18 protein-coding genes and 1 pseudogene are annotated in these 22,338 nt (G+C 36.0%); 14 read left to right on the forward strand and 5 right to left on the reverse strand.

The window, feature by feature from the left end:
• Positions 1-155: 155 nt before the first annotated feature.
• The 13 genes and pseudogenes from nagE to ACTYBU_RS02170 all read left to right on the forward strand — a co-directional run bounded on the left by nagE (position 156) and on the right by ACTYBU_RS02170 (position 14,780).
• The gene (gene nagE, locus ACTYBU_RS02110) at positions 156-1,625 is read left to right on the forward strand and encodes an N-acetylglucosamine-specific PTS transporter subunit IIBC (RefSeq protein ID WP_445486791.1); all 1,470 of its coding nucleotides are present in this window, start codon (positions 156-158) and stop codon (positions 1,623-1,625) included.
• Between the two features lie 488 nt (positions 1,626-2,113).
• Positions 2,114-3,424: an amidohydrolase family protein gene (locus ACTYBU_RS02115; protein ID WP_445486792.1), complete on the forward strand. Its 1,311-nt coding sequence runs from the start codon at positions 2,114-2,116 to the stop codon at positions 3,422-3,424.
• 314 nt (positions 3,425-3,738) lie between these two features.
• Positions 3,739-3,918 carry a hypothetical protein gene (locus ACTYBU_RS02120; protein ID WP_445486793.1) on the forward strand — a complete coding sequence of 60 codons (180 nt, stop codon included), beginning with the start codon at positions 3,739-3,741 and terminating at the stop codon, positions 3,916-3,918.
• 155 nt (positions 3,919-4,073) lie between these two features.
• Positions 4,074-4,613 carry a sigma-70 family RNA polymerase sigma factor gene (locus ACTYBU_RS02125; RefSeq protein ID WP_445486794.1) on the forward strand — a complete coding sequence of 180 codons (540 nt, stop codon included), beginning with the start codon at positions 4,074-4,076 and terminating at the stop codon, positions 4,611-4,613.
• 543 nt (positions 4,614-5,156) lie between these two features.
• Positions 5,157-5,498: a DUF2294 domain-containing protein gene (locus ACTYBU_RS02130; RefSeq protein ID WP_445486881.1), complete on the forward strand. Its 342-nt coding sequence runs from the start codon at positions 5,157-5,159 to the stop codon at positions 5,496-5,498.
• A gap of 289 nt (positions 5,499-5,787) precedes the next feature.
• Entirely contained in the window at positions 5,788-6,828 is a 1,041-nt protein-coding gene (locus ACTYBU_RS02135) for an ABC transporter substrate-binding protein (RefSeq protein ID WP_445486795.1), read from the forward strand.
• A gap of 16 nt (positions 6,829-6,844) precedes the next feature.
• A complete protein-coding gene (locus ACTYBU_RS02140; RefSeq protein ID WP_445486796.1) occupies positions 6,845-7,774 on the forward strand; it encodes a nucleoside hydrolase in 930 nt (309 codons plus the stop codon).
• 23 nt (positions 7,775-7,797) lie between these two features.
• Entirely contained in the window at positions 7,798-8,619 is an 822-nt protein-coding gene (locus tag ACTYBU_RS02145; protein WP_445486797.1) for an ABC transporter permease, read from the forward strand.
• A gap of 6 nt (positions 8,620-8,625) precedes the next feature.
• The gene (locus ACTYBU_RS02150) at positions 8,626-9,414 is read left to right on the forward strand and encodes an ABC transporter permease (RefSeq protein WP_445486798.1); all 789 of its coding nucleotides are present in this window, start codon (positions 8,626-8,628) and stop codon (positions 9,412-9,414) included.
• A 15-nt stretch (positions 9,415-9,429) separates the two neighbouring features.
• A complete protein-coding gene (locus ACTYBU_RS02155; protein WP_445486799.1) occupies positions 9,430-10,494 on the forward strand; it encodes an ABC transporter ATP-binding protein in 1,065 nt (354 codons plus the stop codon).
• A gap of 14 nt (positions 10,495-10,508) precedes the next feature.
• On the forward strand, positions 10,509-12,221 hold the full coding sequence (locus ACTYBU_RS02160) for an adenine deaminase C-terminal domain-containing protein (protein ID WP_445486800.1): 1,713 nt from the start codon (positions 10,509-10,511) through the stop codon (positions 12,219-12,221).
• Between the two features lie 814 nt (positions 12,222-13,035).
• Positions 13,036-14,238, forward strand: coding sequence for an MFS transporter (locus ACTYBU_RS02165; protein WP_445486801.1), 1,203 nt, complete (start codon positions 13,036-13,038; stop codon positions 14,236-14,238).
• 220 nt (positions 14,239-14,458) lie between these two features.
• Positions 14,459-14,780, forward strand: a pseudogene (locus ACTYBU_RS02170) (YnfA family protein).
• 265 nt (positions 14,781-15,045) lie between these two features.
• On the opposite strand, the gene ACTYBU_RS02175 reads toward ACTYBU_RS02170, so the two are convergent.
• The 4 genes from ACTYBU_RS02175 to pepT form a co-directional block, all read right to left on the reverse strand.
• A complete protein-coding gene (locus ACTYBU_RS02175; RefSeq protein WP_445486802.1) occupies positions 15,046-16,248 on the reverse strand; it encodes an AGE family epimerase/isomerase in 1,203 nt (400 codons plus the stop codon).
• 234 nt (positions 16,249-16,482) lie between these two features.
• The gene (gene rpe, locus ACTYBU_RS02180) at positions 16,483-17,127 is read right to left on the reverse strand and encodes a ribulose-phosphate 3-epimerase (RefSeq protein WP_445486803.1); all 645 of its coding nucleotides are present in this window, start codon (positions 17,125-17,127) and stop codon (positions 16,483-16,485) included.
• A gap of 572 nt (positions 17,128-17,699) precedes the next feature.
• Entirely contained in the window at positions 17,700-18,110 is a 411-nt protein-coding gene (locus tag ACTYBU_RS02185) for a hypothetical protein (RefSeq protein WP_445486804.1), read from the reverse strand.
• A 743-nt stretch (positions 18,111-18,853) separates the two neighbouring features.
• A complete protein-coding gene (gene pepT, locus ACTYBU_RS02190) occupies positions 18,854-20,089 on the reverse strand; it encodes a peptidase T (protein WP_445486805.1) in 1,236 nt (411 codons plus the stop codon).
• Positions 20,090-20,283: 194 nt separating this feature from the next.
• Here pepT and ACTYBU_RS02195 point away from each other — a divergent pair, with 194 nt between their 5' ends.
• Positions 20,284-20,892 carry a hypothetical protein gene (locus ACTYBU_RS02195; RefSeq protein WP_445486806.1) on the forward strand — a complete coding sequence of 203 codons (609 nt, stop codon included), beginning with the start codon at positions 20,284-20,286 and terminating at the stop codon, positions 20,890-20,892.
• Between the two features lie 121 nt (positions 20,893-21,013).
• Here ACTYBU_RS02195 and ACTYBU_RS02200 read toward each other — a convergent pair whose 3' ends face one another.
• Positions 21,014-21,856 carry an STAS domain-containing protein gene (locus ACTYBU_RS02200; protein ID WP_445486807.1) on the reverse strand — a complete coding sequence of 281 codons (843 nt, stop codon included), beginning with the start codon at positions 21,854-21,856 and terminating at the stop codon, positions 21,014-21,016.
• Positions 21,857-22,338: the final 482 nt, after the last annotated feature.

The following is a 22,338-nucleotide window of genomic DNA, read 5'->3' on the forward strand; positions in this document are numbered from 1 at the left end:
AAAGGAGGGGATGGCCAAAAAACGGGTAGGGTGTTTTTTTTATGCTGCTGTTGGGGAAGTATTATTCAGGTTTTGGAGCTCTTATAAAAAATTCTTCATTAGTTATAGCATTCATACAAGATAAATAATTATACCATTCATTTAGGGGGATTAAAATGAAATCATACTTACAAAAACTTGGCCGTGCTTTAATGCTGCCAGTTGCAGTATTGCCTGCTGCAGCAATTTTGATGGGAATTGGCTATTGGATTGACCCTGCTGGATGGGGGGCGGGAAGCCCTGCTGCAGCATTTTTAATAAAAGCTGGTTCTTCCATTATTGATAATATTCCCTTCTTATTTGCAGTTGGGGTGGCATTGGGGTTATCAAAAGATAAAGATGGATCTGCCGCATTAAGTGGCTTGGTTGCCTATTTGGTTGTAACAACCTTGCTTTCCACCAATTCAGTAGCAATGCTGCAAGGGATAGATCCAAAAGATGTAAATATTGCTTTTTCGAAAATAGGAAATGCTTTTATAGGTATGTTATCAGGCATTGTTGCTTCTATTATGTATAACCGCTTTAGCAAAGTACAGCTGCCAGCCGCATTAGCTTTCTTCAGCGGCAAAAGACTTGTCCCAATTATGAGTGCTGTTTCCATGCTGATAATTTCTGTAGTGTTGTTATTTGCTTGGCCTGTTATTTTCTCTGGACTGGTTAACTTTGGAGAAGCAATCAGTAAATTAGGAGCAATTGGAGCTGGAATCTATGGCTTCTTCAACAGAATGTTGCTTCCAATAGGCCTCCATCATGCATTAAATGCTGTTTTCTGGTTTAATATCGCAGGCATTAATGATATCGGGAATTTCTGGGGAAATACAGGAACAAAAGGGGTAACAGGCATGTATCAAGCAGGCTTCTTCCCTGTCATGATGTTTGGTTTGCCTGCAGGTGCGCTTGCTATGTATCATACGGCAAAAACAAAACGCAAAAAACAAGTGGCATCCTTAATGCTGGCAGCAGGATTTGCAGCATTTTTAACTGGGGTAACAGAACCGCTTGAATTTGCCTTTATGTTTGCTGCTCCAATGCTTTATTTAGTACATGCTGTATTAACTGGTTTATCATTAATAGTTGCTGCGGCATTTCACTGGACTGCAGGATTTGGATTTAGTGCAGGACTGATCGACTTTGTCTTAAGTTCAAGACATCCTTTAGCGAATAAACCTTATATGTTAATTGTTCAAGGTCTGGTATTTGCGGTTATTTACTATACATTATTCCGTTTCTTAATCACTAAGTTTAATTTAAATACTCCTGGAAGAGAAGTAGAAGTAGAAGGAGAAGAAGCGGTTTTAGCTGCTGCCAGCAGTGAAGCAGCTGTTTCAGTTGAAAATAAATTTAGTGCGATGGCATCAGAGATATATGCCGGATTAGGCGGAGATGCCAATGTTACATCAGTGGATAACTGTGTTACTCGTTTAAGAATAGAAGTGAAAAATATGGATGTCGTCAACCAAAATAAAATTAAAGCAACTGGTGTTCCTGGCATTAATGTAGTAGGACCAAAAAGCATTCAAGTTATTGTTGGAACACATGTACAGTTTGTGGCAGACGAAATCGATAAAATACGAAATGCAGGATGATTGTTTAGTTGTTTGAAATATATTTTTTACAAGAGAAACAAGATGTCTTATGAATAAGAGATGTCTTGTTTTTTTCTGTTTTATGAATTTAGATGATAATGGAAATAATAGTAGCTGCTGATACAGAGTATTTAATTGGCAGCAGATTTTTTTTATAGAATATACACATATTCGTTTAAGAAATGTTATAATAATACAAATTTTAGTTGTCAGACCTCTAAGGAAAGTTGTATTATGCTGACAACAGAAAAAGCTTGAATGCTGTTATAGGTAAGATAGAGACGAATATCTCGTCCATTTTATAAAGTGAACCTTTTCATCAGTGGGGGTTTTCTTCATCCCCCACTGATGGTTAGTTGAACTTATCGGACCTTTACGGGCGAGTTTCAACACCTAGCTTCTTCAATTTCTCAGCATCCCCGAGGTGGGGGTCTTACTGCCCGTTAAGCGTGGGATAAAAAACTATTAATTTGTTATGGAGGGATAGGATGAAAACTGCTTATGTGAACGCTGCTTTTTTTACCATGGATAAGGATAATCAAATCTTTAAAAATGGCATGATGGTGGTGGAGAATCAATGGATCACTTATATAGGTGATCCTTGGAAAGAGATGCTGCAAGAGAGTGATGAGGTTGTTGACTTAGGCGGAAAATGGGTGCTGCCTGGGTTGGTAAATGCTCATTCGCATATTGTTATGACTCTTTTGCGGGGGATTGGAGACGATATGTTATTAAAGCCATGGCTGGAAACGAAAATATGGCCATTAGAGTCCCAATTTACGACGGAAATTGCTTCCGTTAGTACCGAGCTTGGTATTTTAGAGATGTTGAAATCTGGAACGACTACCTTTTCTGATATGTTTAATCCAAACGGCATTGATGCGGATGCTGTTATGCAGAAAATCGGGGAAACTGGAATTCGAGGAGCCTTCTCCTATACCATTTTCAGCTTAGGATCGGAGAAGGATCAGCAGGCAAATTTAATGGGAGCAGAGCGATTTGCCAAGAATTATAAAACAGCTGCAAATGGCCGATTAACAACAATGGTTGCACCGCATAGTCCATATGCTTGTACAACGGAAGCGCTTCTTGAGAGTGTCCGAATTGCGAAGGAAAATGATTTAATGATGCATATGCATGTTTCCGAAACGGACTATGAAATTGAAGATATTCAAAAAAGGTATGGAGATCGTCCAGTGGAATATCTTCGTCGTTTAGGCATATTTGATCAGCCAACTGTTATGGCGCATGGGGTGGTGCTGAATGATGAAGAACGGGAGATATTAAAGCAATATGATGTACGCGTTGCTCATAACCCAATCAGCAACTTAAAACTGGGATCTGGAGTAGCAGATGTTGTTCGACTTTTAGATAAAGGAATAAAAGTAGGAATTGCAACAGATGGAGTTGCTTCCAATAATAATTTTGATATGTTTGAAGAAATGAGAACCGCAGCACTGCTGCAAAAAGGCATCTATAAAGATGCAACAAAGCTTCCTGCTCAAACCGTCTTATCGTTAGCTACAAGAGTAGGTGCAGAAGCGGTTGGCATGAGCAGCACAGGCTCTCTGGAAAAAGGAAAAAAAGCCGATTTCATTACTATTTATCCATATGATAAAGAACATCTTCAGCCAATAAGCGAGGCATATTCCCATTTGCTTTATGCAGCAAATGGCCGCGATGTCAGTGATGTATATATTGATGGCAAGATGGTTGTAAAAGATCGCCATTGCTTAACAATAGATGAAGAAAAGGTAATTTCCGAAGTAAATCGCCTTCAGGCTGGCTTAAAGAGGTAAACACCTGTATTAGACGCAGCTTTTAAAGGACTTCTTTATTTTTTGGAAATGAAATGATAGATGAGCTAACTAAAAGGTGTAACATCCTCTGATTAAGTGGGTGTTATACCTTTTTATTATGTCTTCATGTTAAAGAATAGATTAATAGTTTTTTCATAACTAATAAGAAAAATCTGTAAAAAGTATTTATTCTCCTTTTATTTATGTTACAATTAGATTACAAAAATAATAAAAAATAGTTACTTTTTTGTAACTTTTCTTTACGGTGAAGCATATATGATTGTAAGAACAAATAGATTAAAGGGGAAATACATATGAAAACGGAAGTAAATCGTAGTATCGTCTCAACTTTATTAATATTTTTGTTTTTTGCAAGTTTGCTTTTTTATTTAAATATTTTTTTGGTGCAAGAAATAACCACTATTAAAGGAACTGATTCATTATATGAGTTTCATACGATTCAAAAAGAAGCAGGGATCAATCAAAAAGGCTAGTTATAAAAACTAATCTGTTTCAAGTCATTTTAATTGGAGAAATAATAGTGGTATATGTACGAATGAACTGACATATCTTTTTGTATTTGAGAGAAAAAAGAAGCAGCTGCAATTTGCTTCGTCTATAGATAGATTTTTCATAGGGGTGAAAGAGAGTGTCGTCTATAGAAGAGTTATATGTGAAGTATAATCATGATGTTTTTCATTTTTTAATCTATATGGGGGTTAGTCAAGAGCAAGCAGAGGATTTAGTGCAGGAAGTATTTATGCGAGTTCTTAAAACAAAAAGCAGCTTTAAGGGGCAAAGCAGCGAAAAAACATGGTTATGTACAATAGCAAAAAATATTGCCTTAGACTATTTTCGAAAGCAGAAAGGGACTCAAGTTAATAATTTTTATACGAATATATCATTTTTTACGGAAATGAAAGATAATAGTGCACTTCCAGAAGAGATCACTATGCAAAAAGAAGTAAGCGACTGGATTAACGATTCCCTTCAAAATTGCACCGTTGATCAACGAATGGTTATCCTCATTCGTTATATCCACGAAATGTCTATAGTGGAAACAGCATCCTATTTAGGCTGGACGGAAAGCAAAGTGAAAATTACCCAGCATCGTGCATTAAAAGCATTAAGAAAAACGATGCAAATGGGCGTAAATAATAATCGGCTGCAGCAAGTGCTCTCTACATAAATGAAATAGGATAAATAGCATTATAGTAATGAGGGAACTTCCAAATTGGGAGTTTTTTTGATTGCTTTTTAAAGAAAGGCTCTGTTAAAATTGATTGTTGATTTTTGAATGGTCTGGGAATTTACTCGCTTTCCGCGGACGAACCGGCAAGCCTCCTCGCTCGTACCCGTCTTACGGGGGCTTGCCTGCCCGTTTTTTGAGCAGGAGTCTCGCAAATTCCCTTCCCCAAAACAACATTATCGTTTAACAGAACCTAAAGAAAAAAATAATAGGAATAAAAAAATGTAAGAAATTCTAACAAAATAGTCGCTTTTTCAATCAGAAACAAATAAAATAATAAATTAAGTGAACTTCATTAAAAGATAGATTAGGATATATAGACTTTAATTGAAAAATATTGTTATATAATGTTCGGGAAATGAAAAATATGGACATATATTTCTTTGCTTTTTTTGATTTTTTAAAATAAATTCCGCACATTCTATTGTGCAATTAGAAAATAATATGTATAATGAGCCATATAATTTGTATGGCAGGTGATTTATCATAGATTCTAATGAGACAAAGAGGTTTCTTTCTCTAATCTATAATAAGGTATCGAAGGAATTATTCGGGGCTGGTACAACACTATTGAAAGTAACAGTCGATCAGAATGTAATTAGCTTGCAAGCTAAGCACCCTCGGGCATCAAGATCTGCTGCGTTAGAAGGAGAAGTACCAAGTTTAAAGCAAGAAGTTGATTTCCATCTGTCACTTTTATTTAAGAAGAAATTAAAACAAAAGCTTGAAGAACAAACAAACTGGAATATTGAAGCAATATTAAGAGATTATGATGCATTAACTCAATTTGCTTTTACGAATATAGTCCTTAATAAAAATAAATAATGGATTTCCAATTGGATAAATCTGAACGGAACGCCATATATAAGATAACCAAATGATAAGTTTTCGCTTTGTTTACAAAGAAAAGACAATCTTAGGTAGAATAACCATTCTATTTAAGATTGTCTTTTTTTGTTTTGCTGTATTAGAAAATAGTGAAGTGAAAGGAGTTGAGATTCATTACTTTTGTTAACCTGTTGTGATGATTGGCAAAATAAAAGGGAAGACTAGTAGCGCACTCTTTAGAATGAATAATTGCTTAAATAAAATGAAAATACGGAGGATGGAAGAAATGAAAAAATTAATCAGCTTACTTGTAATGGCTTCACTGCTTCTTTTAGCAGCTTGTGGTTCAAATGAAGGTTCAAAGGAAAAAACAAAAAAATTAGTTGTATCTACTTGGGGATTTAATGAAGATTTCTTCAATAAAGAGATTTATAAACCGTTTGAAGAAGAGAACCATGTAGAAATTGTTTTAGATACCGGTAATAATGCAGATCGATTAAACAAAATTAAACAAGGCAATTCAGATGTTGATATCATTTTCCTATCAGATTATTATGCACAGCAAGGTATTCAAGATAATTTATTTGAAACAATAGATCATGCGAAGCTTCCTAATCTAAACAATATTTACGATGTGGCAAAGGCGCCGCTTGGGGAAGATTATGGACCTGCGTATACTATTGCACAATTTGGTATTGCTTATAATCCAGATGAAGTGAAAAAGCCAATTACATCTTGGAATGATTTATGGAGTAAAGACTTAAAAGGGAAAATTACAATCCCTAGCATTACATCTACAACAGGTCCGATGTTTTTGGATGCAGCTTCAGTAATTGGCGGAAGCAAGACATTTAATGAAGATAAAGCATTTAGCGAAATGAAAAAAATTATGCCAAGCGTTGTAAAAGAGTATAGCCAAACATCAGAATTTGTAAATATGTTCTCACAAGGAGAAATTGCTGCTGGTCCAATTATGGGAATGTATTTTGCTAGTTTGCAGGAGGCTGTTCCAAATGCAAAATTTGTTATCCCTTCTGAAGGTGGATATGGAGTGATGAATACAGTAAATATCATTAAAGGATCAGATCAAAAAGAGCTTTCTGAAAAATTCATTAATTATATTTTAGGAAAAGAAGTGCAAGAGAAATCTGCAAAAAATAAAGTGGATTCACCAGTAAATAAAGAAGTGAAGCTTACAGATGAAGAGGCAGCTGGATTAACATATGGTGAGGAATTAATTAATAGTTTGCACATATTAGATATGAAGTTTGTAAATGAAAATTTAAAAGGCTGGATTGACCGTTGGAATCGTGAGCTAGTTCAGTAAGAAAAGAGGGGCAGTAATGAAAAAAAAGTTAATTCTCGATGTGGATACAGGGATAGATGATGCAATTGGCATCCTACTTGCAATAAAAAGCCGACAATTTGATATTTTAGGAATTACCACAGTAAGCGGTAATGTTTCATTAGAAAGTGCAACATTAAACACTTGCAAAATATTGGATTTATTAGAAGAGAAGGATATTCCAGTTATTAAAGGGGCAGACTCTCCCATTCTTAGAAAGCCGTTTTTTGAACATCGAATCCATGGGGAAGACGGATTAGGCGGTGCTTTAAAAGATGTTCCAATTACACATAAATATAGTGAAGGATTTGCTCCTGATTTTATCATTAATTCTATCTTAAGCTTTCCTGGAGAAGTGACATTGGTTCTTACCGGCCCTCTTACAAACTTAGCTTTAGCTGTAAAAAAATGCCCGCAAATTACGAAGCATGTAAAAGAAGTAATTTTTATGGGCGGTGTAGTTAAAGGGGTTGGCAATGTGACGCCAACCTCTGAGTTTAATACGTTTGTGGATCCGGAAGCAGCAAAAATTGTACTCCATGCTGGTTTTGAATCCATCATACAAGTAGGATTGGATGTTACGAGAAAAGCGTTATTAACGGAAGAGCATATTAAGTTGCTGAAAAATGAAAAGCTTGCTCGTTATATAAATGGAAGTACTGCTGATTATCAGCAAAAATATATGGAGCGTTATGGCATGCGCGCTTGTGCTATGCATGATCCTTTAGCAGTTGGAATTGCAATAAACCGGAACATTGTTTCTAGTGAAAAACACTATGTAGACGTTGAAACAAAAAGTGAACTTTGTGATGGACAATTAGTATGTGATTTTCAAAACCGCTTAAACAAGCCAGCAAATTTACAGGTTTGTTTACATGTTGATTCTGAAGCTTTTTTTGAATTATTTATTGCTATATTGAACTCATAATGTATAGACAGGGGGTTAAAAGGTTGAAAAAAAGATATCTGTACCTGCTGCTGTTGCCAGGCATTCTATTTCTCACCATTTTTATGGTAATTCCCATCCTATCTATGATTGGTACGACTTTTCATGATGAAGGGAATTTTACGTTAAAAGGATATACAGACTTTTTTAAAGATGATTATTTTATTAAGATTTTGCTGACCACCCTTCGAGTCAGTTTATTAACGACAATAATATGTCTTTTAATAGGATTTCCAACAGCCTATTTTATTTCGAAGCTTCAGACAAGGAAAAAGACGATTTTGCTATTGCTGACGATTTTCCCTTTATTAACAAGTCCAGTTGTTCGATCTTTTAGTTGGATGGTGATTATCGGGAAGTATGGTGTCCTTAATAAAGTTCTTTTAAGTATAGGTTTAGTGGAGAAGCCGCTGGATATATTGTATACTCCAACAGCTATTATCATTGGATTAGTGCACTTATTTTTACCGTTAGTAATTGTCACGTTAGTAGGGATAATGGAAAATATTGATTCTGATTTATTACGAGCTGCAGAAAGTCTTGGTGCATCGAGATTAGGCGTGTTTTTAAAGATAGTTGTTCCTTTATGTGTACCTGGATTAGTGATCGGCAGTATTTTAGTTTTTGTAGGAAGCTTTACCGCCTACACAACGCCAGCTCTGCTTGGTGGGAAACAACGGGTGATCTCGACGTTTTTATATCAAAATGCCATTACATTAAATGAATGGAAGCTGGCTTCCATTGTTGCAACCATTATGATTATTGTGACATTTATTATTATTTCGATTATGAATGGAGCAGCCAAAAAATTAAATCCAAAGGGGTAGAGATGTATGCAGGAAAAAAATAGAGGATTGGCCCTGTTTACATTTCTAGTGTTTATTTTTTTACTAGGGCCATTGCTGATTATATCGATTACTTCATTTGAAGGCGGAAATATCTTGAAGTTTCCACCTGATGAGTATTCTTTAAGATGGTATGAAAATATTTTTAAAGTAGATATGTTTATAAGCACCTTTAAAACATCCATTATTGTTTCACTTGCAGGGAATCTATTAGCACTGTTAATTGGAGTTCCTGCAGCATATGCACTTAGCCGATTCGATTTTAAAGGGAAAAATCTAGTAAATGCCGTTTTTGTGTCTCCGATATTAATTCCAGGTATAGTATTAGGGTTTTCTTTTTTACGCTATATAGTGGTAACTTATCAACTCCCTATATATGCAGGATTGTTTATTGGACATACCGTTATTATGCTGCCGTTTATCATCCGAGTCATTTCTTCGAGCTTAATCAATTTTGACTTTTCGATAGAAGAAGCAGCGGAAAGTCTAGGAGCTAGCAAGCTTGGAACATTTTTTACTATCGTTCTTCCAAATATCAAGTCAGGAATTATTGCTGCTGTTATGATCGCATTTTTAGAATCATTTAATAATGTGGATATTTCTGTTTATATGACAGGACCTGGGGTAAGTACGTTTCCAATTCAAATGCTGCTTTATGTAGAAAACTATTTTGATCCTACTGTTGCGGCCATTTCTGTAATGCTTATGGTTATCACTGCTTTTTTTATGTTTATAGTGGAAAGGCTTATGGGCTTGTCGTATTTTACAAAAAGATAAGGGGGAATGATAGAAATGGCTTTGTTCACATTACAAAACATCTCTGTAGCTTACAATAAAAAAGATATTTTAAAAGATTTTAATCTCGAAATAGAAAAAGGAAAGCTTGTTTCCCTTCTCGGACCAAGCGGTTGTGGAAAAACAACCACACTCCGATTAATAGCAGGCTTTCTGCAAGCAAATAATGGAAAGTTTTTATTTAAAGAGAAGGATTATACAAAAGTACCCGTTAATAAGCGGAATTTCGGTTTTGTTTTTCAAAATTATGCTTTATTTCCTCATTTAACCATATTCGATAATATTGCCTTTGGACTTCGGTTAAGAAAGGCATCAAAAAGTGAAATAGAGAAGCGTGTAATGAACATGCTGGAAATTGTAAACCTTAAAGGGTTTGAGAAACGATATCCACAGGAGCTTTCAGGTGGACAGAGACAACGTGTAGCAATTGCTAGAGCATTAGTTATAGAACCAGATATATTATTATTTGATGAGCCTTTAAGTAATCTTGATGCGAACTTAAGAGTAAACATGCGCGTAGAAATACGTCGTATTCAACAGGAATTAGGAATAACAACAGTTTATGTTTCACATGATCAAGAAGAATGTTTTTCTATATCAGATCAAGTAGCTATCATGAACAAAGGGGAAATTGAACAATTAAGCGACCCGGCTACTATTTATAAGTATCCTGAAACGAAATTTGTAGCAGATTTTATCGGATTTAAAAATTTTATTGAATTTGAGAAAAGAATAGATCATGCAACAGAGATTGAACTTAACAAGTCTGGATTAACCTTTACTATCAATAAACATGAACATATGAGCAATACGAATAAAAAAATAGGTGCTATTCGACCAGATGATTTGATTTTAACAGAGAACACATTGCAAGATGCTATTCCTCTAAATGGAATAGTTGGGAAGGTAAGAGTAGCGACGTTTCTTGGAAGAAGCTATCAATATGTGGTCGAAACGGCTATTGGAGATTTCACGGTAAATAAGGAGATGACAAATCCATATCATACCGGCCAGAAAGTAATACTTGTTATTCCGAAAGATCAGATGGTGTTAGTAGATTAGCTGGGAGGATTAAAATGAATATGGATATGCTAGTGGTAGATGCTTTTGTCTATAACAGCTATTATAAAAAGTTTATAAAAGGAAATGCAGCAATTAAAGATGGAAAGGTTTTTTATGTGGGAAATCGAGGATTAGAGACTTTCCAAGCGAAAGAAGTAATAGATGGCAGCGGGAAATATATGGTACCAGGCTTAATTGATATCCATCTTCATATCGAAAGTACGATGGTAACGCCTGCTACTTTTTCATTTGGATTAATAAAAAATGGAGTAACTACTATCATACCTGAGCCGCATGAAATGGCGAATGTGTTTGGAATAGCAGGAGTAAAAGAAATGATAAAGGCAAGCAGGAACTGTTTGATTGATATGTTCTATGCTATTCCAAGCTCTGTTCCAGCCACTTCAATGGAAACAACTGGCGGAGCGATTGAAATTCAGGATATTGATGATTTAATGCAAACAGAACAAATAAAATGTTTAGGCGAAATCATGAATTATTATGATGTTATTACAGATCCAGAATGTAAAACAAATCAAATACTTTCTCATATCAAAGAAAACTATCCAGAATTAATAATTGAAGGACATGTGCCAAGATTAGTAGATTTGGATTTGCAGACATTAATATTTGCAGGAGTTAATTCGGATCATACTCATCAATCAGTAGAAGGAATGAAAGAACGTATTGCGGCAGGAATGTTCTTGGAAATTCAAGAGAAATCGATGACAAAAGACGTGATTGACTATTTGAAGGAAACTCTAGTTGATGAACATTTTTGTTTTGTAACAGATGATGTGATGGCAGATTCGCTGCAAAATAGAGGGCATCTCAATGTATTATTAAAAAAGGCAATAAAAATGGGGATGACTCCGGAAAAAGCAATCTATGCATGTACCTATACACCTGCACAGCGGATGAGAATGTATGATAGAGGCGTGATTTCCTCTGGCAAAGTGGCAGATTTTCTTCTTGTTTCGGATTTGCAAAGTTTTCAAATAGAAAAAGTGTATAAAAAGGGGAGCCAGGTGTATGATTGTTCCCATATTTACAAACAGCCTGAAATAAGCAGACAATTTCCCGAGCATTTTTATCAAAGTATTAAGCTTAATGAGTTAAAGGAAGATGACTTTACTTTCGACGTACCTTATAAAGAAGGCAAGGTGAATGGCCGAATTATTCATGTACAGAATGGTTCCACTTTTACAGAGGAAAAACAGGATAGTTTTGCGGTTAAAGATGGTTATCTTCTTTGGGAAGATAGTTCCTGCTGCTTTATTAAGACATTTGAACGATATGGGAAAAATGGCAACTCTGCTTCTGGACTAATTAACGGAGATATAATAAAAAAAGGGGCGGTTGCTACCACTTACTCTCATGATAATCATAACCTGTTAGTAGTTGGAAAAAATAAACAAGATATGGTACTAGCAGCAAATGCTGTGATTAAACAGCAAGGCGGAATCTGCTGTGTAGAGAATGGGGAAATTCTATCCATGGTTCCTTTGCCTGTTGGAGGGATTCTTTCAGAGGAGCCTTTAGAAGTAATAGCTCGACAAGTAGACGAACTGACAGCTGCATTAAAGTCATTAGGATATGAGCATTATAATGTCATTATGTCTTTAAGCACTTTATCACTTCCGGTCAGTCCTGCTATAAAGATTACTGATCATGGACTAATTAATGTAAATGAAGGAAAAGTAGTTCCTTTTATAATAGAAGAATGACGTACTAGAAAAAACCTCACCTTAGTAAGAGGAAACTGAAAAAGATAATGCTATAAAATATAGGTAGTGACAATCCAAGCAACGTAGAGGTTTTCGTTTGGTTTTCCGAGGCTTATTACCACACGTTTTCTGCGGGGCTACGCCTGAGCCGCTTCGTCGCTGCGCTCCTGCTTTCTTCTCGCCTGTCTCGCTAATTTAAGCAGGAGTCGTGCGGACGCCTCTCCTAACCAAAATGATATTCATTTTCAAACTCTCTATACCATTTTTACCCTACTAAATTTAAGTGTTTCACCTATAATTTATCTAATAAAACACTTTTTCAGCGGCCTCCTTAGTAAATGAGGTTTTTTCTATTTCTAATTTAACGCATTTCATATGACCTTGAATCTTTGAAGAAAGGATAAATAGAATGATAAAAACATCAAAATACAGCAAAGCTTAGATAGGTGGCGCAAACATAAGATGAAATCGGTAAAAAGAGGGATTATCGAAATTGACATTAATATTTCGGGTTCCTATAATTATGAATATATGATAAATGGATAAAATCTTGTGAATAAATCAGTATTTTAAGAATAATTAAATTTTTATTTGGAAAAGTTGCACTTATCGGACCTTTACGGGCGAGTTTCAACACCTAGCTTCCTCGATTTCTCGGAATCTTGAGGTGGGGGTCTTACTGCCCGTTAAGAGTGGGATAAACAAAAAATTAAGGAGAATCGACTGAAAATATTGATATGTTCAGTAAGATTCTGTTTTCCTTAGTAAAAAACAATGGAGATGATTTACTTTGCATAAATGAAAGAAAAATTTAATGATACTTTGTTTTGGACAGTTTTTAGCAATGGCCGCAATGAGTTGTATTTCCCCGTTTTTACCATTATATATTTCAGAATTAGGTATTTCTGACCCTGATAAAGTAAGCTTCTGGTCCGGTATCATTTTTGGCGTGAACTTTTTAACTGCATTTCTCTTTGCTCCAATATGGGGAAAGCTGGCGGATGTGCATGGACGAAAAATCATGGTTATTCGTTCAGGTCTTGGAATGGCAGTTATAACGGTTCTGATGGGAGTGGTAAACAGTCCGGTGCAGCTGCTTATTCTTCGCTTATTAAATGGTGTAGTTGCAGGCTTTATTCCTGCTTCTATTGCATTAACTTCAACCATCACACCTAAAAAAAGAGTTGGCCATTCACTAGGCATTCTTCAAGCTTTTGCAGTATCTGGCTCCATTTGCGGTCCGATTCTAGGGGGATTAATGGCAGATGTCTTCGGCTTCAGTGTTGTTTTTTATATGATGGGAATTTTATTATGTTTAGCTACTCTGCTTATTCTATTTTTTGTAAAAGAAGATTTTAAAAAAGGAGATATAAAAGAAAAATCCAGTCTTGCAGAAGACTTTAAACAAATTACGAAAGATAAAACGATTCCTGCTTTATTTATTGCAGCCACTATTATTCAATTGGCGACTGTTGGGATAACACCATTAATTTCGGTGTTCGTCCAAGAATTATCGCACTCCAGTAAAAACTTGGCCTTTTTATCCGGTGTAACCATTGCAGTAATGGGGGTTTCCAATATGCTTGCCTCTCCGAAACTCGGAAAGTTAGGGGACAAGTGGGGCGCGCAAAATATTTTATTATATTCGGTTATTTTAGCCGCGATTTGTATGATTCCGCTAGTGTTTGTAACAGAAATTTGGCAGCTTTTCGTTTTTCTGTTTGGAATTGGATTATCTTTAGGAGGCATGCTTCCTTCTATTAATGCCTTGATTCGATTGCGTGCGCCAATTGGGATGGAAAGCAGGGCATTCGGCTATTCTAATTCAGCGATTTTTCTCGGAAATATGCTGGGACCAATTATCGCAGGGACATTTTCTACTCATTTTGGCATTCGCAGTATGTTTGTATGGGGCAGCCTGCTGCTGATGACTAACGCTGTTTGGGTAAAATATGGTATTATTCACAAGTTAAAAGAAAAGTCATTTATAATGAAAGAACAGAATTTCTATAAATAAAAGATAAAGTAAACTTCCATCAGTGGGGGTTTTCCTCATCCCCCACTGATGGTTAGTTGCACTTATCGGACCTTTACGGGCAAGTTTCAACGCCTATCTTCCTCGATTTCTCGGAATTTGAGGCGGGGGTCTTACTGCCCGTTAAGAGTGGGATAAAAGCAGAGAACACTTGGTTTGCATTTACAATGCCGAGTGTTTTTTCATGAAAGGATAAAAGGTTATGACGATTATTTTATTTCTATTGGCAGGATTAGCGGAAATTGGAGGGGGGCTATTTAATTTGGCAGTGGCTTCGCGAAGGAAAATCAGGATATTTAGGTTTATTGGGAGGAGTAATATTAGTATTATATGGAATTATTGCCACTTTTCAATCATTTCCTTCACTTGGAAGAGTATATGCCGCTTATGGAGGAGTATTTATCGTATTATCCATTCTTTGGGGATGGGGAGTTGATAAGAAAACACCCGATTTATATGATTGGATCGGAGCAGTCATTTGTTTAATTGGCACTTCTGTCATCTTGTTTGCACCAAGACAATAGATAAAGAGAACCTTCCATCAATGGGGGTTTTCTTCATCCCCCACTGATGGAAAGCTTGAGGTCCACAGGAAGTGGATCACACAAACGAAGACATAAGGAAGTGGCGATCTTAGTTTGTGTACCTCCCTCGGACCTTTACGGGCGAGTTTCAAAACCTAGCTTCCTTGATTTCTCAGCATCTTGAGGTGGGGGTCTTACTGCCCGTTAAGCGTGGGATAAATGAGAAGAACCCCAGAAATCCACTATTTCTGGGGTTCTTCATTAGCTAGGAAAATGCCCTTATTGCTTCATAATAATTTGCAATTGGATGATAGTCTGTTTTATTAACTGGGCTTTTTACATTACTGTATTTATGATTTTCCCTATTTAGCAGCTGATACCAGCCGCCGTATTTTTGATCGACAAAATATTTGCCTGCATAAGTGAGTAGAGTCTCGTAATTTTTTTGGCGGGAAGCAGATTGCAGTCGTTTTGCTGAAAGAGCGGATGCTCCAATGCTTTCTGCAATCACCCAGTAAGTTTTATCTGTATCTAGGAGTTTTTCTTCTTTGGTTAATGACATGTAAAGACCGCCATATGTGGAATCATAGCCTTTTTTGAATCCCAGTTCATATAATTCTGAAGATTTTGCTGTAATCCATGGTTCAGAAATATGTCTTTCCAGCATTAAAAGCAATTTGCTCCATTCAATCGAGTGCCCTAAAATAAATCCGTTTGGACGGAATTCCTTTAAGGATTGGTTTTGTTCTTTATAATCCCAATCAATTTTCCAATCTGCGTCATAATGCTCCCAAATTAAGCCGCCGGATTGAGAGGTTAAATGGACGGTTACATTTTTAGCAAGTGTGTAGGCTCTAGTTAAATATTTTTTTTCAGAGGTAGCTTCATATGCTGCAATCATTGCTTCACACATATGCATATTGGCATTTTGTCCTCTATAGGAAGATGGGGTGCTCCAATCTCTATTATATTCATCTAAATATAGCTGGTGTTCTTCCTCAAATAAATAGTTTTCTGCTATATCATAAAGATACTGCATGAGAGGATAGGCAGCTTTCACTCCTGCTTGATAGGCCTTCGAAACCGCTAAAAATGCAAAAGCATGACCATATGTAAGTTTGGAGGAATCACTTGCCTTTGTTCCATCTAATGTCCAAAAGAGACCGCCATATTTTTTATCTAAATGATGTTCTTGCATAAATTTTATGCCATGTTCGATTGCAGGAATACACCATGATGCATGACCTATCATAGCTCCTATACTGAATATATAAATAAAACGCGACGTTCCAATTAAGTTTTTGGTCTGATAATCACAAATGGTTCCGTCATCAAGGAAACATTGAAAAAACCCTCCATTTTCTTTATCGATGCATCTCGGATAATAAAAGCCAAGAATATCTTCTATTTGCTGTTTCAGCCATTCTGGATTAGAGTACACAAAGGGTATATCATATTGAGTATTCATTTGTTTCACCACCATAATGTTAATTTTTGAATATATCTGTTTATATAGACTAAAATTTGCAGTTTAAACATATATGGTAATAATTATGAGTTGGGGAGCTTAATTCATTCAACTTTTCCCATAAAGTAAACTTCCATCAGTGGGGGTCTTACAGCCCGTTAAGCGTGGGATAAAAAAACGCTTCAGATTGTCGACTAATCTGAAGCATGTCTGTTCTAAGCATTATATGATTTCTTAGGCTCTTAGGGCTTTAATTGCCTCCCCACGGTCAGGATTGCCATAAATAAAGGAGCCGGCAACTAGTACATTTGCTCCCGCTTCTATACAGATTTTTGCTGTTTCGGCATTAACGCCGCCATCCACTTCAATTTCCAACTCAGGATTAAGTTCATCAGCAAGTTTGCGGACTTCTGTAATCTTTGGAACAACATTGGAAATAAATTTTTGACCTCCAAAACCAGGGTTAACCGTCATTAATAAAACCATATCAATATCTTCTATTATATGCTTAATCGTATCGACAGGAGTGCTTGGATTTAATACAACCCCTGCTTTAACCCCTAGTTCTTTTATTAACTGAATCGTGCGATGCAAATGTCGGCATGCTTCCACATGCACCGTGATAATGTCTGCTCCAGCCTTTGCAAATGCTGGAATATAGTGATCTGGGTTTTCAATCATTAAGTGACAGTCTAAAGGCAGTTTCGTAATAGGGCGGATGGCTTCTACTACGAGCGGTCCGATTGTAATATTTGGAACAAAATGTCCATCCATTACATCAATGTGAATATAATCTGCGCCGCCGCGTTCGACATCTTTTATATCTTCTCCTAAAGTGGCAAAGTCTGCTGATAGGATAGAGGGTGCAATTTTAATCATAGAGTATACCTCCAATATTTGTTAAGTAGCTAAAAAAATTAATGCTTGTTTCTATGTTGATTATGTACACAAGGAATTATATCAAATGTAGTAGGGGAAGAACAGAAAGAGTATTAGAAAAAAGATCCCCTTCTTTCAACAAATAAGAGAGAATGGGATCTTTTATAGTAGACTGTTTTCTAAAAGTTTGTTGTTTTTAACAGAAAAAAAGAGTGGAAGTAGTTCTTAAAGCAGCCTGAATACACGTAGACTCCTACGGGAATGCGAGAAAGGCGAGACCCTACAGAAGTGAAACGACGAAGCGGCTCGTCGCTCGCCCGTGGAAAGCGGAGTGTATTCAGGCTGCGAGTTCAAAAGCAACAATCCATACGAAAACAGCCTTATAGTATAAACGAGACGCAAATTCCTTGAAGGAAGTTTATCCTTATCCCACACTTAATGGACAGTTAGCCCTTCGCCTGATGATTGTGAGAAAACAAGAAAGGTAAATACATAAGGAGAAACTATCCGTAAAGGTCCGATTGGCCCAATTAACCGTTAATGGGAAAACCTCTGCTGAAGAAAGTTTCGCCTTAAATGAAGCGTTCTATTTTTTGTTTTGTTTCCGCAGAACAAGATTGGAAGTTTGAAGAGATGCATTGGATTAGAAGCTCTTTATTTTTATATTGCTCCGGTTTATTTTTATTGTAGTAGAATCGAACACATTCTTCTTCTTTAAAAAATTCTTTCCCTATTTTTAATAGAGTTGTAACAGGAAGCGCGGAGAAATCAACTGTTGATGATGCTCCCGTTGGTGTAATTTCTTCATTTTGATGAAATTCTTCTACCACTTTATTTAGCAATGTTTCTTGTTCTATAACTTGTTTAAAAAGTTTTTTTTGAACTCGCTTCTTTTTAGAATGAAGTCCGAACATATCAAAAATAAAATGATGAAGTTCACTGTTGTTAATAACGTCTTCCTTTGTTTTATATGTAGTATTCATTTTATAGCTCCTTTTCCTTTAAGAGGATGTTCAAAAAGCAACTAAATTAAAGCCTCGAATCTCTTCATTGTCATGCTTCTCATGTGTTCCTTTTTTGAACAACCATTATTACTGCATCATCCATACCATTTGGATATTCGCACGGAAACTATTATATACTAAACTAGGAAAAGAACAAACTCGCAAATTTTTCAAGTTGACCAAGTTTTTGCATCATTACCGTATAAACCCCTAAGATAATAGGATTTCAGCTGTTGAGAAACCCATTATTTTGTCGATGAAAAAGGAGCTGTCTGCTTGTTTTTAAGAGAAAGTATAAAATTTTCAACTTAGATGAGTGTCTAGCTCCACCGCCCTATCGACTTCAAGGCTTCCCTCACCTCGCTTGCGTAGTCAACATCGAATCACTACGCTCTTCGTGTTTCCTTTATCACGTTTTAACGGGCAGTAAGAAAGTACAATAAAAATGAATAGCGCACAAAAAACTGCCCGTAAAAACCTGATCGACTCAACTAACCATCAGGGAAAGATCATCCCCTGATGGAAGGTTCGCCTTATCTCACTTAAGGTACACAAATTAAGAACGCCACGTCCTTATGTCTTCGTTTGTGTGATCCACATCCTGTGGAACTTACCTTATTCCGTCGATGAGCAAGGGAGCTTGCGCTTTTCTTAAGAGACAGCTCCGGCTGAACAAAAATAAAAAATAGATAAGGAAACTATTGATATATACTGCTTGAAAGTTAATTTCCTTTTTGTTCAAATAATTTCACAATTTCTACTAGTACATCAACAGATTTTTGCATATTTTCAACAGAGATAAATTCAAATTTACCGTGGAAATTTTCTCCGCCTGTAAAGATATTTGGTGTTGGCAAGCCCATATAGGAAAGTTGTGATCCATCAGTACCGCCGCGAATCGGCTGAACAATCGGCTTAATTCCTAGATTTTCCATTGCGTTATAGGCAACATCCACAATTTCTTTAACTGGTTCAATTTTTTCCCGCATATTAAAGTATTGATCTTGAAGTTCAAGCGTTATCGTACTCCCACCATGCTTTTTATTAAGATCCTCTATGATTTGTTCGAGGAAGCTTTTTTTCTTTTCAAATTCAGCTCGATCAAAATCACGAATAATATAATAAAGCTTCGTTTGTTCCACATTTCCTTCAAAAGATAGTAGATGATAAAAGCCTTCATATCCTTCTGTAAACTCAGGAGATTCAAAAGCAGGCAGTTTATTTTGCAATTCCATGGCAATTTTCATCGAGTTTACCATTTTTCCTTTTGCTGTGCCAGGATGAACATTTGTACCATTAACGGTTATTTTTGCTCCTGCTGCATTAAAGCTTTCATATTGAAGTTCGCCGATGGGACCACCATCCACTGTATAAGCAAAGTCGGCAGAAAAGGCATCTACATCGAATTTATGCGGACCTCTTCCTATTTCTTCATCTGGTGTGAAGGCAACACGAATTTTCCCGTGTTTTACTTCTGGATGTTGAATCAAATAAATAAGTGCAGTCATAATTTCCGCAATTCCTGCTTTATTATCTGCTCCTAGCAGTGTTGTACCATCTGTTGTAATTAAAGTATGCCCAACATAGTTTTTTAGCTCAGGAAATTCTTTTGGCGATAAAACAACCGATAAAGATTTATTTAACATAATTTCGCCGCCGTTATAATTTTCAACAATCTGCGGACGAACATTTTTTCCTGTAAAATCGGTAGCAGTATCTAAATGGGAAAGAAATCCAATTGTTGGTATATGTTTATCGGAATTTGCTGGGAGGGTAGCCATTACATATCCATTTTCATCGATTGTTACTTCCGTCATTCCAATCTCTTTTAATTCTTCAACCAACATGCTGGCTAATGTGAGCTGACCAGATGTAGATGGACATGTTTCATTATCCGCATTTGATTGTGTATCTACAACTGCATAAGAAATAAAACGATTTATTATACTATTGCGCATCGTGTTTCCTCTCCTTTATTAAACTAAATAAATTTTATCATAGAAAAATGTTAAGTTGTAATGTGGAGCATCATCAGTATGATAAAAGTCACTTTAATCATAAAATATCCAAAAAATACACAAATAAATGAACCATTGCTTGCTATTACAATAAATAGTATAAGCTTCACCAATTTTTAATAAGGAGAGAAAGCATGAAAAAAAGACCATGGATTACGGTAATTACGATCATTTTAGTAATTAGTATTTGTTTTATTGGTATAAGGTTTTTAAACAATCATAGGGGAAATACCTCCATCGATGAGATGGGAAAAATAAATGTGCAAAATACGTTTACACAACGGGAGGACGAGTATATTGTTTACTATTGGCAAGCAACTTGTTCGTATTGTAAACAGATAGAAGAAGAGGTAATACAATTTAGCAATAAGGGGAAGATTCCAGTTTATATTGTCGATATGCAGGATCCAACAAATACTGGAAGCTGGTATGATTGGGAGAAGCATCATAAAAAATATGATAAGGTCATTGGGAAAATAGAAAATGGTAAAGAAGTTTTAAATGAAGGAGTAAGCCTGGACCAGTTTAAGAAGGATCGGAAAGTTGCCTGGAGTTTGGAAACAACGGAAGATAAGCAAATTATCGCAAAGCATAACACGCCATATGGAAATTTATCTCCAGCTAATGGAGATGAAATAGAAATAACAGGAACTCCAACCATGATAAAAGTAAAAAATGGGAATTTTGCAGAATATGCTGTAGGTGTGGATGAAACGGTTCAATTAATGAAAAAAAACGAATAAAACATAAATGGGATCATTTAGACTGGGAAGAACGTCTTGCTTTTCTTTATCCAAACCTATTCCTAGAGAATCGTATTATAAGAAGAAAGCGAGCTTTTCCCCAGTCTAAATTTGATGTTTATTACAAAACTCTTTTAACGCCAAGACTTGCTAATGCAGTATGTAAATTAGCGCAAGTAGTAACTGTGCTAAAATCTATACCTAATGAGATAATGGTTTGGGCAATCTCTGGGCGGATGCCAGACACGATTGATTTAACTCCTATTAAATCAAGTGCATGAACTACTTTAAATAGATTATCAGCCACCATTGTATCAACAATAGGTACACCGGAAATATCAAGAATCAAATATTCTATCCTAAGCTTGGCAGCTTCCTCTAATGCAACTTCTAAAATTAATTGTGACCGCTGTGTATCAATTTCTCCTATCAATGGAATAATTGCAGTTTCTTTCGCAATTGGAACAACAGGAACAGAGAGCTCTTGCAGTGCACTGTAAGCAATTTTCATTAATTTTTTATTATGTTCTTCATATACATCCCCAAGAAAAGCACTAATTTCATCAAGTATAGGATCAATTATTTTTCCAACATCAAGCATGGTAATGGGAGCAAATGATTTTTGCTCTAACTCTTCTGTAAAAACATCCCAAATAACATTCCGATAAATAGTCAAGGAACGAAGCGCTATGGATAGTGGAATATGGTGATTAACAAAAGTTTCTCCAGTTTGAGTTGCCCATATGTTGATTGCTTTCGGTTTAATATTAACGCCTTTAAGAGCTTCTCCTAAAATTGTGAATAATTTTGCGTTCCATTTTTGGATGATATCTTCATTTATTTTTGAATAAATGGCAGTTGTTTCTTCCGAAAAAAACTGACTTAATAATGTATAAGTATTATCAGCTAGAATAAATTTATTATTGATTACTTTGCTGCCTATGTATGCTAACTCGTCTTTCAAGTAGAATCATCTCCTAATTCTTCGTACTATTATATTATTATACATCGAATGGAGAGGAAAATGGAGTAAAGGAGCTTGTACAAATAATGGTATAGAGAGAAAAGCGAAACATAGTTGTGATTATAAAATTGTTTTTTGATTTTAAATTTTCGCAGATACAAGTAAGAAGTGAAACAATTGCTGTTTTCATTCGTATCTAATAGGCATAGGGAAAGAAAGGGGATCACGCAGTAGGGAATCAGAGGAATTATTTGTAATTATTTCACCGAAACAAGCAAGTGAAATAATTATTGACAATCTCACTCAATCAGGAAATACCGCCAGTCTTGTGGAGCGATATCATCGAATAAGCGACGATCAGCAGCATGAAATAATGGTGTTGGTGTTGGAGAAATATTTTATCCCACTCTTAACGGGCAGTAAGACCCCCTCGGAGATGCTGAGGAATCGAAGAAGCTAGGTGGGGGATAACTAACTGCCTG

The organism is Niallia sp. 03133 (assembly GCF_052663225.1).

Excerpts from the sequence above, each read along its gene's own strand:
- ACTYBU_RS02115 (WP_445486792.1), top strand. The coding sequence starts at position 2,114 with ATGAAAACTGCTTATGTGAACGCTGCTTTTTTTACCATGGATAAGGAT.
- ACTYBU_RS02140 (WP_445486796.1), top strand. The coding sequence starts at position 6,845 with ATGAAAAAAAAGTTAATTCTCGATGTGGATACAGGGATAGATGATGCA.
- ACTYBU_RS02155 (WP_445486799.1), top strand. The coding sequence starts at position 9,430 with ATGGCTTTGTTCACATTACAAAACATCTCTGTAGCTTACAATAAAAAA.
- ACTYBU_RS02120 (WP_445486793.1), top strand. The coding sequence starts at position 3,739 with ATGAAAACGGAAGTAAATCGTAGTATCGTCTCAACTTTATTAATATTT.
- rpe (WP_445486803.1), bottom strand. The coding sequence starts at position 17,127 with ATGATTAAAATTGCACCCTCTATCCTATCAGCAGACTTTGCCACTTTA.
- ACTYBU_RS02135 (WP_445486795.1), top strand. The coding sequence starts at position 5,788 with ATGAAAAAATTAATCAGCTTACTTGTAATGGCTTCACTGCTTCTTTTA.
- ACTYBU_RS02150 (WP_445486798.1), top strand. The coding sequence starts at position 8,626 with ATGCAGGAAAAAAATAGAGGATTGGCCCTGTTTACATTTCTAGTGTTT.
- ACTYBU_RS02160 (WP_445486800.1), top strand. The coding sequence starts at position 10,509 with ATGAATATGGATATGCTAGTGGTAGATGCTTTTGTCTATAACAGCTAT.
- ACTYBU_RS02185 (WP_445486804.1), bottom strand. The coding sequence starts at position 18,110 with ATGAATACTACATATAAAACAAAGGAAGACGTTATTAACAACAGTGAA.
- ACTYBU_RS02165 (WP_445486801.1), top strand. The coding sequence starts at position 13,036 with ATGATACTTTGTTTTGGACAGTTTTTAGCAATGGCCGCAATGAGTTGT.
- ACTYBU_RS02195 (WP_445486806.1), top strand. The coding sequence starts at position 20,284 with ATGAAAAAAAGACCATGGATTACGGTAATTACGATCATTTTAGTAATT.
- pepT (WP_445486805.1), bottom strand. The coding sequence starts at position 20,089 with ATGCGCAATAGTATAATAAATCGTTTTATTTCTTATGCAGTTGTAGAT.
- ACTYBU_RS02175 (WP_445486802.1), bottom strand. The coding sequence starts at position 16,248 with ATGAATACTCAATATGATATACCCTTTGTGTACTCTAATCCAGAATGG.
- nagE (WP_445486791.1), top strand. The coding sequence starts at position 156 with ATGAAATCATACTTACAAAAACTTGGCCGTGCTTTAATGCTGCCAGTT.